Consider the following 14,721-nt stretch of genomic DNA (forward strand, 5'->3'; position numbering starts at 1 on the left):
TTCAATCCTGACTGGAGATTTCCCATGAGCAAGATCGCAATCATCGGTGCTACCGGCCGTGCTGGTAGCCAGTTGCTGGAAGAAGCCCTGCGCCGCGGCCATCGTGTTACCGCCATTGCCCGCGACATCTCGAAACTGCAGGGGCGCGAAGGGGTGAACGCCGTGGCGCTGGACGTCAGCGACGCCACCGCCCTGGAGCAGGCAGTAGCGGGGCATGACGTGGTGCTCAGCGCCGCGCACTTTTCCAGCATCAAACCGCAGGCCATCATCGAGCCGGTGAAGCACGCCGGGGTCAAGCGCCTGTTGGTGGTGGGCGGGGCGGGCAGCCTGCTGCTGCCGTCGGGGCACAAGGTCATCGACAGCCCGGATTTTCCCGAGGCCTACAAGGCTGAAGCTACTGCCGGTGGTCACTACCTCGACATACTGCGCCAGGAAAAGGAACTGGACTGGAGCTTCCTGTCACCTTCGGCCGAATTCGTCGAAGGTGCCCGCAGCGGCGCTTACAAATTGGGCAAGGATCACCTGTTGATCGGGGCCGATGGCAAGAGCTGGATCAGCTTTGCCGACTACGCCATTGCCATGCTCGATGAAGTGGAGAAGCCGGCGCACTCGCGCCAGCGTTTCACGGTCGGTTACTGAGGGGCCTGGGCCTGCTCGCACAACCACGCCAGCAGCTCCAGCAACGCCGCTGAAGCCGAGCCTTGTGGCCGCACAAGGTAATAGGCCTGGCCGGTGCTGACCTTGAGCGGGAACGGCGTCACCAGCCGCCCGCACTTGAGGTCATCAGCGATCAGCGACCAGTCGCCGATGGCCACACCGGTACCCTGGGAAGCCATCGACATGGCCATGTCCAGGGTCTCGAAATGCTGGCCCTTGCCTTGCCGGGGCAGGCTCGCCCCGGCGGCATCGAGCCAGGCATGCCAGTCGCGCTGGTCGCGAGTCGGGTGCAGGAGCATGTGCAGGTCCAGATCCGCGACCTGCTGCAAGGGCAGGGCGCCGCTCAGCAGTTGCGGCGCGCACACCGGCGTCAGTTGTTCATCGAACAGCTTCAGGGTCTGCAGGCCATGGTTGGGCCGGGCGCCATAGACCACCGCCGCGTCGAACACTTCCCGACGAAAATCCACCCCATGCTGCACCGTGGTGGTCAGCTCCACCGGCACATCCGGGCGCAGCGCCTGCCATTCCATCAGGCGCGGCAGCAGCCAGCGCATCACGCAGGTCGGTGCCTTGAGCTGCAAGGTGGTGCTACGCGCACCCACCTGCTGCACCCCTTCCTCGATCAAGGCGAACACCTGCTGCACCCGCGGCAGCCAGTCCTGGCCTTCGCGGGTCAGGCTCAGGCCACGGGCCTGGCGCAGAAACAGCGGATAGCCGAGGTGGTCCTCCAGCCCGGCGATTTGTCGGCTCACCGCGCCCTGGGTGATGTGCAGCAGTTGCGCGGCGCGGGTGAAGTTGCAGCACTGGGCAGTGACCAGAAAGGTGTGCAGGGCAGGCAGTGGAGGCAGGCGTTTCATCGGCTTGAGCCATGATATGAGGACATGGCTAGTATGAGCTTTTTTGCATTGTGCAGGTAGCTGTCGGGCGGTCCAATACAGCCTGTTTCCCGAACAATGACAGGCAGACGATCATGGCGACTTGCGGCGAAGTACTGGTCAAACTCCTTGAAGGCTATGGCGTAGACCATGTCTTCGGCATTCCCGGCGTGCATACCGTAGAACTCTATCGCGGGCTGGCAAGCTCGCGCATCCGGCACATCACCCCGCGCCACGAGCAAGGCGCCGGCTTCATGGCTGACGGCTATGCGCGTACCCGTGGCAAGCCGGGCGTATGCTTCATTATCACCGGCCCGGGCATGACCAACATCACCACCGCCATGGGCCAGGCCTATGCTGATTCGATTCCGATGCTGGTGATCTCCAGCGTGCAGTCGCGCGACCAGTTGGGCGGCGGGCGCGGCAAACTGCATGAGTTGCCGGCGCAGAGCAACCTGGTGGCCGGCGTGGCGGCGTTTTCCCACACCCTGATGAGCGCCGATGACCTGCCGTCGGTACTGGCCCGTGCCTTTGCCGTGTTCGACGGCGCGCGCCCGCGCCCGGTGCATATCGAAATTCCGCTGGACGTGCTGGTCGAGGACGCCGATCACCTGCTGGCCTGCGCCCCGGTGCGTATCGCCCGCGCCGGGGCCGCCCCCGCGCCAGTGGCACAAATGGCCGCCATGCTGGCGGCTGCCCGACGGCCGCTGATCCTCGCCGGTGGTGGCGCCATCGAGGCCAGCGCCGCGTTGACCCGTCTGGCCGAGTACCTGCAGGCGCCGGTAGCGCTGACTATCAACGCCAAGGGCGTGCTGCCGGCCAGCCACCCGCTGCAGATCGGCTCGACCCAATCGCTGGTGGCCACCCGCGCCCTGGTCGCCGAAGCCGATGTGGTGCTGGCGATCGGTACCGAGCTTGCCGAGACCGACTACGACGTGACCTTCAAGGGCGGCTTCGAGATCCCGGGCGAGCTGCTGCGCATCGATATCGACCCCGACCAGACCGTGCGCAACTATCCGCCGAAAGTCGCCCTGGTTGCTGATTCGACCCTCGCCACCCAGGCCTTGCTGGTCGCCCTGGCCGAGCAACCGGCACCGGTGCGCGGCGCCGAGTGGGGCGCGGCCCGTGCCGCGCGCTTGCGTGGAGTGCTGGAGGCTGATCGCGACCTGCCGATGCGCAGCCAGACGCGCATGCTCACCACCCTTGTCGAAACCCTGCCGGGTGCCGTGCTGGTCGGTGATTCGACGCAACCGGTGTACACCGGCAACCTGACCCTGGACATGGACCAGCCGCGGCGCTGGTTCAACGCTTCGACTGGCTACGGCACCCTGGGTTACGCGCTGCCGGCAGCCATGGGCGCCTGGCTGGGCAGCGCTGAAGCGCCGGCCGATCGCGCGCCGGTGGTGTGCCTGATCGGCGACGGCGGTTTGCAGTTCACCCTGCCGGAACTGGCCAGTGCCCGCGAGGCGCAGGTGCCGCTGATCGTGCTGCTGTGGAACAACCAGGGCTACGAAGAGATCAAGCGCTACATGGTCAACCGCGCCATCGAACCGGTCGGCGTCGATATCTACACCCCTGATTTCATCGGCGTGGCCAAGGCCCTGGGCTGCAGCGCCGAGTCTGTGGGCGACGTCGCCCAGCTGCGCGAAGCATTGCGTCAGGCCTGCGATCGCAAAGGCCCGAGCCTGATCGAAATCGACCAGGCCACCTGGATGCGGGCGGTGCCAGCATGATCAAGCTGCCTGGCATCTATATCGCAGGCGTCTGGCAGCATGGCCCCCAGGCGCTGACGGTGATCAACCCGAGTAATGAACAGGTGTTGGCCGAAGTAGCCGGTGGCGACGCGGCGGCGGTCGAGCGGGCAACGCTGGCGGCCCGAGCGGCATTTGTCGAATGGTCTACATCCAGCGGGCCGACCCGTGCGGCCATCTTGCGGGCTATTGCCGAGGGTGTCGAGGCGCGCCGCGAGCGCTTGGTACAGCTGCAAGCCAGCAACAACGGCAAGCCGCTGGTTGAAGCCCACATCGATGTCGATGATGTCGTCGCGACCTTTCGCTATTACGCGGAGTTGGCGGACAACCTCGGGCGTGACCGCTCGGTGGCCCTGCCCAGCGAAGATTTTGTCGCCCGGGTACGGCGTGAGCCGTGCGGTGTGGTCGGTTTGATCGTGCCGTGGAACTTCCCCATGGTCACCACCGCCTGGAAGCTCGCGCCGGCCCTGGCGGCAGGCTGCTGCGTGGTGCTCAAGCCTTCGGAAGTCACGCCACTGGCCGAGCTGGAACTGGCGGCGATCATCGCCGAAGCGGGGCTGCCGGACGGGGTGTTCAACCTGGTCTGCGGTACCGGGCTGGGGGTGGGCGCGCCGTTGGCGGCCGATCCGCGGATTGCCAAGATTTCCTTCACCGGCAGCAATGCGGTAGGGGTGCAGGTCATGCAGCGCGCGGCGCAGACGATCAAGGGCGTGAGCCTGGAGCTGGGCGGCAAGTCGTCGTTGCTGGTGCTGGACGACGCCGACCTTGAGCTTGCGGTGGAGCTGGCTTGCCTGGGCGGTTTCTTCAATGCCGGGCAGATGTGTTCGGCCACCAGCCGGGTACTGGTCGCCCAAGCCCTGTACCCTGCATTTATCGATGCGCTGAAGGCCCGGGCCGAAGCGATCCGCGTGGGCGAGCCGTTCAGCGGCGAAAGCGAAATGGGCCCGTTGGTCAATCAGGCTCAGTACCAGCGGGTACACGCGCATATTGCGGCGGGCCTGCAAGCGGGTGCGCAGCTGCTCTGTGGTGGCTCACGGCCGGCACAGCTGCCTTGTGGTTATTTCGTCAGCCCCACGGTGTTTACCGAGGTGCCGTTGGACAGTGCACTGTGGCGTGAGGAGATCTTCGGTCCGGTGCTGTGCGTACGTGCGTTTGCCACTGAAGCCGAGGCGCTGGCACTGGCCAATGACACTGAGTTCGGCCTGGTGGCCAGTGTGCTCAGCCGTGATTTGCAAGCCGCCGAGCGGGTTGCCAATGCCTTGCAGGCGGGGTTGGTGTGGATCAACGCACCGCAGGTGATCTTCCCGCAGACGGCCTGGGGTGGGTACAAACAGAGCAGCCTGGGTCGGGAGCTGGGGCCTTGGGGCTTGAGTGCTTTTCAGGAGATCAAGCACGTGGTCAGGGCGGTGTAAAAGCGGACCGCTGCGCGCTCCATCGCCGGCAACGCCGGCTCCCACAGGGTTATCAGCTTGCACTTATCCCTGTGGGAGCCGGCGTTGCCGGCGATAGCGATCTAAAGCGCGCTGCGCAACCTGGCCAAATCCCGCACCGGCGGCGCCCCATACAAGCGGCTGTACTCCCGGCTGAACTGCGACGGGCTTTCATAGCCCACCCGATAGCCCGCCACCGCTGCTTCAAGCCCGTCATTGAGCATCAGCCGCCGCGCTTCCTGCAGGCGCAACTGCTTCTGGTACTGCAACGGGCTCATTGAGGTCACTGCCTTGAAGCGGTGATGCAGGGTCGAGGTACTGAGGTTGACCTCGCGCGCCAGGTCATCGATGCGCAGCGGCCGATGAAAGTGCTGGTTGAGCCATTCGATGGCCTGGCACACCCGGTGGGTCTGGCTGTTGGCCATGGCAATTTCGTACAGCCGGTAACCCTGCGGGCCGCGTAGCAACCGATAGAGAATCTCGCGCTGGATCAGCGGTGCGAGGATCGGGATGTCCTTCGGCGAATCGAGCAGGCGAATCAGGCGCAGCAGGGCATCGAGCAACAGCGGGTCGGTACGCTCCACATACAGCCCACGGCCCGACGGCAAAGCCGGCACACCGAGGGGGCCGGCATCGGCCAGCAGGTTGTTGATCTGCGCCGGGTCGATGTTCAGGCGTACGCCCAGGCTGGGGTTTTCCGGGCTGGCCTCCAGCAACACGCCACTGATCGGCAGCGCCACCGACACCACCATGTAATGCAGCGGGTCGTAGACATAGCGCTCGTCACCCAGGCATACCTCCTTGCTGCCATGGGCCAGGATGCACAACGCAGGCTCCGCCAGGGCGGGCATCGAGCGCACGCTTTCTTCATAGCGCACCAGAAACAGGTCCTCGACCGCCGACTCGACGCCAGACTGACGGGGTGCGTGGCGCTGGATGAGGTCGGCCAGCTCCTGGCGCTGTTGCTCCAGGGCGGGGTCGAGGATCAGGCGGTCAGGGTCGATGGCGGACATGGGGACGATTCCAGGGAGAACGACTGCAGGATAGGTTTGTGCAAGCCACGGCGCTAGTCGAAAGCTGCCGCCCGCTTGCCTGATCCTGCAAGGCGCGCAGGATCAGGCAAGCGCTCGACAGGAATCGCCTAACCGCCGCGCGGGCGTGTGGCCTAACCTGTGCAGCCTGGCAATTTCATCTGGCTGCACATGGAGAAACGCTCATGACCTCGACACATTCGGTCACCCACCTCGCATTTATCCGGGCCAGCAGCGGTCGTTCAGAAGAACTCGGCGCGCGCCTGCGTGATCTGCTGGAACCGTCGCGCCAGGCACCCGGCTGCCTGAAATTCAACCTGCAACGCTCCCAGGCCGACGCCGACCTGTGGCTGCTCAGCGGTTTCTGGCGCGATCAGCAATCGATGAGCGGCTACTTCGCGTCACCGACCCTTGAGCTGTTCGGCGAGCTGGTGCAGGCGCGGGTAGTCGACAGCCTCGACCTGCATACCTTCGACTCGCCTTGCGCAGGTTAGAATGGCGGCTTCCGGCAATTGATGTGGACTCGAGGCACATGGCACGTAAAGAATTTTCCCGGTTCGAAGCAGTATCGGCAGCCGTACGCGGCGACGACGGCTACCACGCCGCCATCGCCGTCAAAGGCCTGGGGGCCTCCGGGGCGCCGCGTTTTCACAAGGTCCTGGTAGAGCAGACCTTCAACACCGCCCTGGCTGCTGATGAAGCGGCCTGCGCCGAACTTGAGCGCCTGCAGGGCGTCGATGACGACGCCGAGCTGGTCTGGTCACTCAGCCGTTGACCTGCGGGCGGGCCATCTTGAACAGGTTGCCCAGTTCGAAGTAATCCGCCGGGCCGCCGCCACGCAGGATCGGCTGGCCCGCAGCGGTGTCGTAGATGCCGTCCTTGAGCAGATGCTCGGCGATATGCACGGCCACCACCTCGCCCAGCACCAGCCAGCTCGGCACCAACGCTTGGTCGGCACGCTGCAACTGGATGATCTGAGTCACCTTGCACTCGAACGACACCGGGCTCTCTTGCACCCGCGGCACGGCAATCACTTTTGACGCCACCGGTGTCAGACCGCTCAGGGTGAACTCATCGACCTGCGGCGCAACTGCCGCGCAGCTCTGGTTCATGGCCTCGGCCAGCGGCAGGGTGGCCAGGTTCCAGGCGAACTCGCCGGTCTGCTCGATGTTGTTCAGGCTGTCTTTGCGCCCGACGCTTGCGAAACCGACGATCGGTGGAATGTAGTTGAAGGCGTTGAAGAAGCTGTAGGGCGCAAGGTTCAGGCGACCTTCGGCGTCCTGGGAGGAAATCCAGCCAATCGGGCGTGGGCCGACGATGGCATTGAACGGATCGTGGGGCAGGCCGTGGCCTTTTGCCGGTTCGTAGTAATACATCTGCGCTGGCCCGAAGGCCTTCCCTGTGAGTAGGCCGCTAGTGTGCCAAGGCTTTGCCTTGCTGAAAATGACTAAGCCCGGCCGAAGCCGGGCTGACTGCGTCACATCAGCGCTTAACTGATGCGGTGGGCCTGGGTGCGATCGAAGCCGCCTTCAGCAAATTTGGCGCCGCCGGTGCGATCAAAACCGTCTTCTACATAAGTGGCCGGCTGGGTTGGCACGGCGTTGAAGTTGTGGGCGTTGGTACGGTCGAAGCCGTCTTCGGCGAACGCGTTGGCAGCCAGTACCGAGAAGGCCAGGGTCAGGATCAGTTTGTTTTTCATGGTTGTTGCTCCGAGGTGCTGAGGGGTTGTTTGTTTCTATGGGTGTAATGCTACGCCGATAAAATTGATTAAAAAGCGCAAAAAATAACGCATAAGAATCTAAAAAGTAGATGTATGTGACGGCAGTTCGCCCTCATCGCCGGCAAGGCCGGCTCCCACAGTTGAGCAGCATGCACGGACCTGTGGGAGCTGGCCTTGCCAGCGATGCAGGCGATGCGGTCTACGCTATGAGTGAAGATTGAGGGTGTGGGATTAATTGCGGGTTAAAGCGCCATAAACAAAAAAAGGGGGCAATCCGCTGGCGGATGCCCCCTTTTTTTGCCGATGACTGGGATCAGTCAGTGGTGATCCGCGAATGCTTGCGGGTGTCCTTCATGAACACATACACCAGCAACGAGCAGGCGATACAGGCAGTCACGTACCAGTAGAAACCGCTCTCCATGCCGATGCTCTTGAACCACAGCGCCACGTATTCAGCGGTACCGCCAAAGATCGACACGGTCAGGGCGTACGGCAGGCCAACGCCCAGGGCGCGGATTTCGGTAGGGAACAGTTCGGCTTTGACCACGGCGTTGATCGAGGTGTAGCCGCTGACGATGATCAGCGCCGCCATGATCAGGAAGAACGCGCCCCACCAGGTCTGGATGGTGTGCAGGGTGGTCAGGATCGGTACGGTGCACAGGGTACCCAATACGCCGAAGGCGATCAGGATCGGGCGCCGGCCGATCTTGTCGGAGAGGCTGCCGATGATCGGTTGCAGGCACATGAACAGGAACAGGGTGGCCGCCGAAATGGTGGTCGAGTCGGTGATGCTCATGCCCACCGTGTTCACCAGGTACTTCTGCATGTAGGTGGTGTAGGTGTAGAAGGCCAGGGTGCCGCCCATGGTCAGACCGACCACGGTGGCCAGCTCTTTCGGATGGCGCATCAGGGTGCGCATCAGGCTTTCCTTGGACTTTTCCTTCTTGGTGAAGGAGGCGGTTTCTTCCATGCCGCGGCGCAGGTACAGGGCGACCACTGCGCACAGTGCGCCGATCACGAAAGGTACGCGCCAGCCCCAGGCATACAGTTGTTCGGTGGTCAGGGTCTGCTGCAGGATGATCAGCACTGCCAGGGCGATGAGCTGGCCGGAAATCAGCGTCACATACTGGAAACTGGAGAAGAAGCCACGGCGCTCCTTGGTGGCCATCTCGCTGAGGTAGGTGGCCGAGGTGCCGTATTCGCCACCCACCGACAGGCCTTGCATCAGGCGGGCGATAACCAGCAGCACCGGGGCGGCGACGCCGATGGTTTCATACCCTGGGGTCAGGGCGATGACCAGCGAGCCTGCGCACATCAGCAATACCGAGGCCATCAGCGCAGCCTTGCGGCCTTTGCGGTCGGCGTAGATACCCATCAGCCAGCCGCCGATCGGGCGCATCAAAAAGCCCACGGCGAAGATCGCGGCGGTGTTGAGCAGTTGTGCGGTGGTGTCGCCGGCGGGGAAGAAAGCTTTGGCGAAATACAGGGAAAACGCGGCGTAAACGTACCAGTCGTACCATTCGACCATGTTGCCGATCGAACCGCTGAAAATCGACTTGAGTCGGCTTCGGGTGGTTTTTACCGCGGCGGGCGCAATGGCCGCCCCGGTTGGCAGGGTGGTGGAGTTATCCATCGAAGGGACCTTCATAGTTGTTTTTGTGGAGCGCGCCGAAACGCAGCCTGCCAGGGCTATAGCAGAAGCTGTGCCAGATGCTGGAGGCCCGGTCTAGAAGGGTTGAACGGATGTAATGAGCGGAAATCCGCCTATTCAAATGAGTGTATCGGCGAAAATCCGCTTATGGCGACCCGGTGGGTCGATCAGGTAGGCCCGAGAAAATCTTCGCGCAGCAGGCCGTGGCGCTGCATCTTCTCGTTGAGGGTGCGCCGCGGCAGTTGCAGCTCTTCCATCACGGCCTTGATCTCGCCCTTGTGCCGGCTCAGGGCGGCGCGCAGGCACTGGGCTTCGAAGGCTTCCTGCTGGGCGGCCAGCGATTGCCCGGCTTCGATTTCTGCTGCCGCCGGCTCGCCCAGCCCCAGGGCATGACGTTCGGCGGCGTTGGCCAGTTCACGAACGTTGCCCGGCCAGTCGTGACCGAGCAGCTTGCCCAACTGCGCGCCACTGAGTACCGGTGCGCTGCGGCCGACGCGCTCGGCGGCCAGGCGGGCAAAGTGGCTGAACAGCAGCGGGATGTCTTCGCGGCGGTCGCGCAACGGCGCCAGGCGCAACTCGGCAACGTTCAAGCGATATGCCAGGTCTTCGCGAAAACGCCCGGCCCGGGCTGCTTCGAGCAGGTCGGGTTTGGTCGCGGCGATGATCCGCAGGTCGACGCTGATGCTCTGGTTGGCGCCCAGGCGTTCGAGTTTCTGCTCCTGTAACACGCGCAGCAGCTTGGCCTGCTGGGCCAGTGGCATGCTTTCGATCTCGTCGAGGAACACCGTGCCGCCATTGGCGTATTCGAGCTTGCCGATGCGCTTGCCCTGGGCGCCGGTGAAGGCGCCGCTTTCATGGCCGAACAGCTCGGCCTCGAACAACTGCTCGGGGATCGCCGCGCAGTTGAGGGCAACGAAGGGCTTGCCGGCGCGCGGGCCGAAGTCATGCAGGCAGCGTGCGACCTGCTCCTTGCCGCTGCCGGTTTCGCCACGAATCAGCACGTTGACCGGCAGGCTGGCCAGGTCCAGCACCTGCTTGCGCAAGTGCTGCATGCCCTGGGACACGCCTAGCAGGTTCGCCTCCAGGCGCGCCTTGAGGTCGGCCTGTTCATGCAGGCGGCGGTTCTCCAGCACCAGCTGGCGTTTTTCCAGGGCCCGGCGCAGGCTGCCGAGCAGCGCTTCGGGGCTGAAGGGTTTTTCCAGAAAGTCGTAGGCACCATTGCGCATGGCCTCGACCGCCATCGGCACATCGCCGTGACCGGTGAGCAGGATCACCGGCAGGTCGGCATCACTGGCCTGCAGTCGCTCGAGCAACTGCAGGCCGTCCATGCCGGGCATGCGCACGTCACTGAGGATCACCCCGGGGAAATGCACCGGCAGTTGCTGCAGGCAGTCTTCGGCACGGCTGAACAGCTGCACGTTGAAGCCGGACAGGCTCAGCCATTGCTCCACGGCTGTGCGGATGCTGGCTTCATCGTCGACGACCATCACTGAGTTCAACATGCGGGTTCCGGGTCCATAGGCAAGGTCAGGCTGAAACGGGCGCCGCCGGGCTGGTTTTCGACCTGCAGGCGGCCGCCGGCTTCGTGAATGATGCCATAGGAAATCGCCAGACCCAGGCCCAAGCCTTCGCCCACCGGCTTGGTGGTGAAGAACGGGTCGAAGACACTGGCCAGGTGTTCGGCAGGGATACCGCCGCCGCTGTCGAGCACGCTCAGGCGCCAGTGCTCCTGTTCGGCATCGATGCGCACCTCAAGGCGTTTGTAGCTCTTTTCGGCCATGGCATCCAGGGCGTTGCGCAGCAGGTTGATCAGCACTTGCTCAAGGCGTATCGCATCGCCGCGTACCCAGGCCGGGCGGGCCAGGTACAGGGCGACGCTGACGTCCTCGGCGCGAATGCGCGCCTCGAGCAGTTGCAGCGCCTGGTCGACCACGGTGGCCAGGTCCAGGCGTTCGCGCAGGCCGCTGGGGCTGTTGCGGGCGAAGGTTTTCAGGTGCCCGGTGAGGGCCGCCATGCGCGTGAGCATCTGCTCCAGTGGCTCCAGGGCCTGGCGTGCTTCGTCCAGGCGTTGGTTGTCGAGCAGCAGGCGCAGGGTTGCCAGTTGCATGCGCTGGGTGGTCAGCGGCTGGTTGATCTCGTGGGCCAGCGCCGCCGACATCTGCCCCAGCGCCGCCAGCTTGGCCGATTGCACCAGGCCTTCCTGGGCGGTGCGCAGGTCGCGGGTGCGGGCTTCGACCAGGCGTTCGAGTTCTTTACGGCTGCGCTGGCGCAAGCGTGCCAGGCGCAAACGCTGGCTGATGAACAACAAGGCGAAGACCAGGCTCAACCACACTGCGGCGGCAGCCAGCGCGGCGTTGCGACCGTCTTCGCTGACCTGCGGCTTGCGCAGCAGGTGCAGGGTCCAGCCCTCGGCCTCCAGTGGCAGGCTTTCCCACAAGTAGTCGGTGTTGCCCTCCGGGCCCTGCACGCGCATCAGGTGGCTGTTGGTGTCGAAGCTGCTGAGGATATGGTGCTGCAGCGGCACCAGCGGTTGCTTGTCGTACTGGCGGGTGGCGGCAAGCTCGGCGCGGTCGGCGCTGGTCAGCGGTTGCAGCTCGCGGTAGCGCCAGCCGTCCTGGTTGGCGATGAAGATGATCCCGCGGGCGTCGCTGACCAACAGGATATCGCTGCCCTGGCGCCACTCGCGCTCAAGCTCGGGGAACTCCAGCTTGACCACCATGGCGCCGAGGAAACGGCTGTTTTCATCCTGCACCGCGCTGGACAAGAAATACCCCGGTACGCCGCTGGTCACGCCCACCGCATAGAAGCGGCCGCTGCCCTGGCTGCGGGTTTGTTTGAAATACGGCCGGAAACCATAGTTGGAGCCAACGTAGGTGCTGGGCAGGCGCCAGTTGCTGGCGGCCACGGCCAGGCCGGTGCGGTCGAGCAGCTCGAGGGTCGAGGAATTGGCCGCACCGTTGATGCGCTCCAGTTTGCGGTTCAGGGCATCCTGCACCGGGCCTGCAACCGGGCCGCGCAAGGCGCTGATCAGTTCCGGGTCGAGGGCCAGCACCGCCGGCAGGGCGCGGTAACGTTCGATCAGGGTGTGCAGCGAGTTGGCATACAGCCCCAACTGCTCACTGGCCCGGCGGGCATCCTCGACCATCGACTGACGCTTGGCGTGGTGCATGGCCCAGCCTGCGGTCAACAGCGTGCCGGCGAGGATGAAGAACAGAATCAGGCCCAGACGCAGGGCGCGAAAGGAAGAAGGCATGGTGCAAGTCCCGGCAGTGGGGAAGGCCTCCTGGCCTTCCCTTGGAGCGTGGCAACGTTGTTACAGCAGCTCGAAGCTCTGTTGTTGCACGGCCTGCGAGTCGAGGCCGACCTGGACCCGGAACTCACCCGGCTCGGCTGCCCATTGCAGTTTGCCGTTGTAGAACTTCAGGTCGTCGGCCTTGATGGTGAAGTGCAGGGTGCGTTCCTCGCCGGCCTTGAGCATGACCTTGTGGAAGTTCTTCAGCTCCTTGATCGGGCGGCTCATGGACGCTGTCACATCCTGCAGGTACAGCTGCACCACGGTCTCGCCGTCACGCTTGCCGGTATTCTTGACCACGATGCTGGCGTCCAGGTCCTGGCCCTGTTTCACCGTTTTGCTCGACAGGCTCAGGTTCGAGAGGCTGAAGTCGCTGTAGCTCAGGCCATAGCCGAAGGGGTACAGCGGGCCGTTCGGCTCTTCAAAGTACTGCGAGGTGTAGTTGCCTGGCTTGCCCGGGGTGAAGGGGCGGCCGATGCTCAGGTGGTTGTAGTACATCGGGATCTGCCCGACCGAACGCGGGAAGGTGATGGCCAGCTTGCCCGACGGGTTGTAGTCGCCGAACAGCACATCGGCGATGGCGTTGCCGCCTTCGGTGCCGCTGAACCAGGTCTCCAGGATGGCATCGGCCTGCTCACGCTCCCAGGCCAGCGACAGCGGCCGGCCGTTCATCAGCACCAGCACCAGCGGTTTGCCGGTGGCTTTCAGGGCTTTGATCAGCTCGCGCTGGGCTGCGGGGATTTCCAGGGTGGTGCGGCTGGACGATTCGTGGGACATGCCACGCGACTCGCCGACCACCGCGACCACCACGTCGGACTGCTTGGCGGCCTTGACCGCTTCGTCGATCAGCACCGCGGCAGGGCGTGGGTCGTCGACGATTTCCGGGGCATCGAAGTTGAGGAAGTTCAGGTAATCGAGGATGGCCTTGTCGTGGGTGACGTTGGAGCCCTTGGCGTAGATGACCTTGGCCTTGTCACCGAGGACCTGGCGCATGCCCTCGCGCACGGTGATCGACTGATGCGGGCGGCCGGCGGCGGCCCAGCTGCCCATCATGTCGATCGGGGCATCGGCCAGCGGGCCGACCAGGGCGATGGTGCCGGCTTTTTTCAGTGGCAGGGTCTGCTTGCGGTTTTCCAGCAGGACCAGGCTGCGGCGTGCCACGTCACGGGCTTCGGCACGGTGCAGGCGGCTGTCGGCATAGGTATCGGCCGGGTCGTCGCTGGCCTTGCCGATACGCCGGTACGGGTCTTCGAACAGGCCCATGTCGTACTTGGCACCGAGCACTTCGCGCACGGCGTTGTCGATATCGGCCTGGTCGACTTCACCGGCCTTGAGCAGGCTGGCCAGTTCTTCGCCGTACAGCGAGTCGTTCATGCTCAGGTCGATGCCGGCCTTGATTGCAAGCTTCGCGGCTTCACGGCCATCGCGGGCAACGCCGTGGCGCACCAGCTCGGTGATTGCCCCGTGGTCGCTGACGGTCACGCCCTTGAAGCCCCAGTCCTTGCGCAGCAGGTCGTTCATCAACCAGGTGTTGGAGGTGGCCGGCACGCCGTTGATCGAGTTCAGCGCAACCATCACTCCGCCTGCACCGGCATCGATGGCGGCGCGGTAGGGCGGCAGGTAGTCGTTGAACATCTTGGTCGGGCTCATGTCGACCGTGTTGTAGTCGCGGCCGCCTTCCACTGCGCCGTACAGGGCGAAGTGCTTGACCGCGGCCATCAGGCTGGTCGGTGCGGCCGGGCTCTGGCCCTGGAAGGATTCGACCATCACTTTGGAAATGCGCGAGACCAGGTAGGTGTCTTCGCCAAAGCCTTCGCTGGTGCGGCCCCAGCGTGGGTCACGGGCGATGTCGACCATCGGCGCGAAGGTCATGTCGATGCCGTCGGAGGCCGCTTCAAGGGCGGACACCCGGCCGACCTTGGCGATCGCGTCCATGTCCCAGCTGGCGGCCAGGCCCAGGCTGATCGGGAAGATCGTGCGGTGGCCGTGGATCACGTCGTAGGCGAAGAACATCGGGATCTTCAGCCGGCTCTTGGCGGCGGCGTCCTGCATCGGCCGGTTTTCCGCACGGGTGATCGAGTTGAAGGTACCGCCGATACGTCCGGCGGCAATTTCCTTGCGGATCATTTCGCGGGGCATTTCCGGGCCGATGCTGATCAGGCGCAACTGACCGATCTTTTCATCCAGGGTCATCTGCTTGATCAGGTTGGCGATGAACGCCTGCTTGTCCTGCAGCGGGGCGGCAGAGGTGTCGGCATAGGCCGACTGACTGGCCAGGCTGACAACCAGACCCAGCAAACACAGCTTGTTCATG

Annotated in this window: 12 protein-coding genes and 1 pseudogene; 5 read left to right on the forward strand and 8 right to left on the reverse strand. The window is 64.3% G+C overall.

Going from position 1 to position 14,721, the window contains the following annotated elements; genetic code table 11:
- Positions 1-24 precede the first annotated feature (24 nt).
- A complete protein-coding gene (locus NLX68_RS15515; RefSeq protein ID WP_254284689.1) occupies positions 25-639 on the forward strand; it encodes an NAD(P)-dependent oxidoreductase in 615 nt (204 codons plus the stop codon).
- Here NLX68_RS15515 and NLX68_RS15520 read toward each other — a convergent pair.
- Positions 633-1,514, reverse strand: coding sequence for a LysR substrate-binding domain-containing protein (locus tag NLX68_RS15520; protein ID WP_254284690.1), 882 nt, complete (start codon positions 1,512-1,514; stop codon positions 633-635). The two genes, NLX68_RS15515 and NLX68_RS15520, sit on opposite strands and share 7 nt — an antisense overlap.
- Positions 1,515-1,627: 113 nt before the next feature.
- Between NLX68_RS15520 and NLX68_RS15525 the strand changes: the two genes are divergently transcribed.
- Positions 1,628-3,265: a 5-guanidino-2-oxopentanoate decarboxylase gene (locus NLX68_RS15525; RefSeq protein WP_254284691.1), complete on the forward strand. Its 1,638-nt coding sequence runs from the start codon at positions 1,628-1,630 to the stop codon at positions 3,263-3,265.
- Positions 3,262-4,695 carry an aldehyde dehydrogenase family protein gene (locus tag NLX68_RS15530; RefSeq protein ID WP_254284692.1) on the forward strand — a complete coding sequence of 478 codons (1,434 nt, stop codon included), beginning with the start codon at positions 3,262-3,264 and terminating at the stop codon, positions 4,693-4,695. The genes NLX68_RS15525 and NLX68_RS15530 overlap by 4 nt, the downstream gene beginning before the upstream one ends.
- 101 nt (positions 4,696-4,796) lie before the next feature.
- Here NLX68_RS15530 and NLX68_RS15535 read toward each other — a convergent pair whose 3' ends face one another.
- Positions 4,797-5,726 (reverse strand): AraC family transcriptional regulator, encoded by a 930-nt coding sequence (locus tag NLX68_RS15535; RefSeq protein WP_254284693.1) that lies wholly within the window; start codon positions 5,724-5,726, stop codon positions 4,797-4,799.
- A gap of 203 nt (positions 5,727-5,929) precedes the next feature.
- Between NLX68_RS15535 and NLX68_RS15540 the strand changes: the two genes are divergently transcribed.
- Both NLX68_RS15540 and NLX68_RS15545 read left to right on the forward strand, forming a co-directional pair.
- The gene (locus NLX68_RS15540; RefSeq protein ID WP_254284694.1) at positions 5,930-6,238 is read left to right on the forward strand and encodes an antibiotic biosynthesis monooxygenase family protein; all 309 of its coding nucleotides are present in this window, start codon (positions 5,930-5,932) and stop codon (positions 6,236-6,238) included.
- Between the two features lie 38 nt (positions 6,239-6,276).
- Positions 6,277-6,519 (forward strand): hypothetical protein, encoded by a 243-nt coding sequence (locus tag NLX68_RS15545; RefSeq protein WP_254284695.1) that lies wholly within the window; start codon positions 6,277-6,279, stop codon positions 6,517-6,519.
- On the opposite strand, the gene NLX68_RS15550 is transcribed toward NLX68_RS15545, so the two are convergent.
- The 6 genes and pseudogenes from NLX68_RS15550 to bglX all read right to left on the reverse strand — a co-directional run bounded on the left by NLX68_RS15550 (position 6,509) and on the right by bglX (position 14,720).
- Positions 6,509-7,120, reverse strand: coding sequence for a flavin reductase family protein (locus NLX68_RS15550; RefSeq protein WP_254284696.1), 612 nt, complete (start codon positions 7,118-7,120; stop codon positions 6,509-6,511). The genes NLX68_RS15545 and NLX68_RS15550 overlap by 11 nt on opposite strands.
- 134 nt (positions 7,121-7,254) lie before the next feature.
- A pseudogene (locus tag NLX68_RS15555) lies at positions 7,255-7,443 on the reverse strand (heme utilization protein); the annotation flags it as partial.
- A gap of 334 nt (positions 7,444-7,777) precedes the next feature.
- Entirely contained in the window at positions 7,778-9,097 is a 1,320-nt protein-coding gene (locus NLX68_RS15560) for an MFS transporter (RefSeq protein WP_254284698.1), read from the reverse strand.
- Between the two features lie 185 nt (positions 9,098-9,282).
- Positions 9,283-10,617 carry a sigma-54 dependent transcriptional regulator gene (locus NLX68_RS15565; RefSeq protein ID WP_254284699.1) on the reverse strand — a complete coding sequence of 445 codons (1,335 nt, stop codon included), beginning with the start codon at positions 10,615-10,617 and terminating at the stop codon, positions 9,283-9,285.
- On the reverse strand, positions 10,611-12,368 hold the full coding sequence (locus NLX68_RS15570; protein WP_254284700.1) for an ATP-binding protein: 1,758 nt from the start codon (positions 12,366-12,368) through the stop codon (positions 10,611-10,613). Before NLX68_RS15570 ends, NLX68_RS15565 begins: the two co-directional genes overlap by 7 nt.
- A gap of 60 nt (positions 12,369-12,428) precedes the next feature.
- Positions 12,429-14,720 carry a beta-glucosidase BglX gene (gene bglX / locus NLX68_RS15575; protein WP_254284701.1) on the reverse strand — a complete coding sequence of 764 codons (2,292 nt, stop codon included), beginning with the start codon at positions 14,718-14,720 and terminating at the stop codon, positions 12,429-12,431.
- Between the last annotated feature and the right edge of the window lies 1 nt (position 14,721).

The organism is Pseudomonas sp. SBB6 (genome assembly GCF_024213215.1).
Classification (GTDB): domain Bacteria; phylum Pseudomonadota; class Gammaproteobacteria; order Pseudomonadales; family Pseudomonadaceae; genus Aquipseudomonas; species Aquipseudomonas donghuensis.

Bases quoted from the DNA above. Each gene is read 5' to 3' on its own strand.
- NLX68_RS15560 (WP_254284698.1), bottom strand. From the start codon at position 9,097: ATGGATAACTCCACCACCCTGCCAACCGGGGCGGCCATTGCGCCCGCC.
- NLX68_RS15535 (WP_254284693.1), bottom strand. From the start codon at position 5,726: ATGTCCGCCATCGACCCTGACCGCCTGATCCTCGACCCCGCCCTGGAG.
- NLX68_RS15550 (WP_254284696.1), bottom strand. From the start codon at position 7,120: ATGTATTACTACGAACCGGCAAAAGGCCACGGCCTGCCCCACGATCCG.
- NLX68_RS15530 (WP_254284692.1), top strand. From the start codon at position 3,262: ATGATCAAGCTGCCTGGCATCTATATCGCAGGCGTCTGGCAGCATGGC.
- NLX68_RS15540 (WP_254284694.1), top strand. From the start codon at position 5,930: ATGACCTCGACACATTCGGTCACCCACCTCGCATTTATCCGGGCCAGC.
- NLX68_RS15515 (WP_254284689.1), top strand. From the start codon at position 25: ATGAGCAAGATCGCAATCATCGGTGCTACCGGCCGTGCTGGTAGCCAG.
- NLX68_RS15545 (WP_254284695.1), top strand. From the start codon at position 6,277: ATGGCACGTAAAGAATTTTCCCGGTTCGAAGCAGTATCGGCAGCCGTA.
- NLX68_RS15520 (WP_254284690.1), bottom strand. From the start codon at position 1,514: ATGAAACGCCTGCCTCCACTGCCTGCCCTGCACACCTTTCTGGTCACT.
- NLX68_RS15525 (WP_254284691.1), top strand. From the start codon at position 1,628: ATGGCGACTTGCGGCGAAGTACTGGTCAAACTCCTTGAAGGCTATGGC.
- NLX68_RS15565 (WP_254284699.1), bottom strand. From the start codon at position 10,617: ATGTTGAACTCAGTGATGGTCGTCGACGATGAAGCCAGCATCCGCACA.
- bglX (WP_254284701.1), bottom strand. From the start codon at position 14,720: ATGAACAAGCTGTGTTTGCTGGGTCTGGTTGTCAGCCTGGCCAGTCAG.
- NLX68_RS15570 (WP_254284700.1), bottom strand. From the start codon at position 12,368: ATGCCTTCTTCCTTTCGCGCCCTGCGTCTGGGCCTGATTCTGTTCTTC.